Raw genomic sequence first — 1563 nt, 5'->3', positions numbered from 1 at the left:
CCTGCGGCGGATGGGTGATGCCGTGCACCACGGCGGCCAGCGCGCCGCCGATGAGCGGGGCGACGATGAACAGCCACAGCTGGGTGAGGGCCGCTCCCCCGGCGAACACGGCCGGGCCGATGCTGCGGGCCGGGTTGACGGACGTGCCGGTCAGCGGGATGCCGATGAGGTGGGCGGTGGCGAGCGCCAGACCGATCGCCAGGCCCGCGAAGCCGGCCGCCGCCGCCTTGTGCGTGGCGGCCAGCACGACGTAGACGAACATGAACGTCAGGATGATCTCGGCGACGATGGCGCCACCGGTGTTGAGGTGGACCGCCGAGCGGTCGCCCCAGCCGTTCGAGCCGAACGCCTCGTAGGTCCGCAGTCCCGGTACCTGCTTGGCGACCAGGAACAGCAGCGCGGCGCCGACGATGCCGCCCAGGACCTGGGCGATCCAGTACTCGACGGCCGTACGGACGGTGATGCGGCGGGCCAGCAGCATGCCCAGCGTCACCGCGGGATTGATGTGGCTCCCCGAGATCGGGCCGATGGCGTAGACCATCGCCAGCATGATGAAGCCGAACGCCAGGGCGATGCCGAACGTCCCGATGTACTCGCCCGCCAGCACGGCCGCGCCGACGGCGAAGAACACCAGGAGCAGCGTGCCGAGGAATTCCGCTACGACCGGACGGATCTCCGTGGTCTCCATGGGGGCTCTCCTCGCGTGGATCTTGAGCTCTCCTCCGCATTGTGGGCCGCGGAAGGCGAACGCGCCCGCCGAGAAGCGGCGGCACCGGCGAGGAGGGCCCCGGCCCCGGAGAGGGGCGGCCCCGGTCAGCGGCGGAAGAAGGGCTCCCCCGCCGGGCCCGCGCCGGGCGGCAGCAGGGCGAGGTCGAGGCCGCGCACCAGGCGGGCGCGCAGCGTCTCGTCGGCGGCGAGGGCCCTAGCGAGCCGCTGGACGGCCTCGGCCGCCCCGGCGCCGGGGGCCAGGCCGACGGCGAGGGTGCCGTCGGTCTCGGCGGACGGCACGAGGTGGGCGGTGACGACGTCGGCCTCCGCGTCGAGGAGGGCGCGCAGCGCCTCGGTGACGGCGGGGTCGGCGAGCGGGCCGGGGTCGTGGCGGCCCTCGGCCAGGGCGCGCAGGGCGGGGCCGGTGAGGGGGTAGGTGACGGGGCCCGCGACGTCGACGACGAGGGTGTCGGCCTGTTCGTGGGCGGTGGCGCGCAGCGCCTGCCGGAGCGGTACCGCCACCGGGCGGGCGTCGGGGCGCCAGCGGTGCAGGGTCTCCATGGAGGTGAAGGCGGGCAGCGCGCGTCGGCCGTCGGGGGCCTGGAGGGTGGGGACCGCCATGTCGCTGGTCTTCTCGCGGCGCAGTCCGTCGGGGCCGGTCTCGGTCTCGCCGAGCACCGCGACGACCGGGACCAGGACGCGGGCGTCGGCCAGCTTCGCGAGGAGGTCCGGTTCGGTGGAGGGGTCCCGGTCGTAGGCGGCCAGGGCCGCGGCGAGTGCCGGGTCGGCGGAGCCGTCGTCGTCGGAGAAACCGGGGTCCGGGATGTTCTTGAGCGCCACGGGGCGAGCCTAGCG

The 1563-nt window shown here is 75.0% G+C and carries 2 protein-coding genes; both read right to left on the bottom strand.

What is annotated here, in order from left to right:
- The coding region (locus AC51EU_RS30395; protein ID WP_496270309.1) for an MIP family channel protein at positions 1-688 on the bottom strand (688 nt) is incomplete at its 3' end.
- A gap of 125 nt (positions 689-813) precedes the next feature.
- Positions 814-1548, bottom strand: coding sequence for an SseB family protein (locus AC51EU_RS30390; RefSeq protein WP_496270308.1), 735 nt, complete (start codon positions 1546-1548; stop codon positions 814-816).
- Positions 1549-1563: the final 15 nt, after the last annotated feature.

It is taken from the genome of Candidatus Streptomyces philanthi (assembly GCF_059553635.1).
Note: the sequence above shows the minus strand (reverse complement) of the source record. Positions and strands in the feature narration are given on the sequence as shown.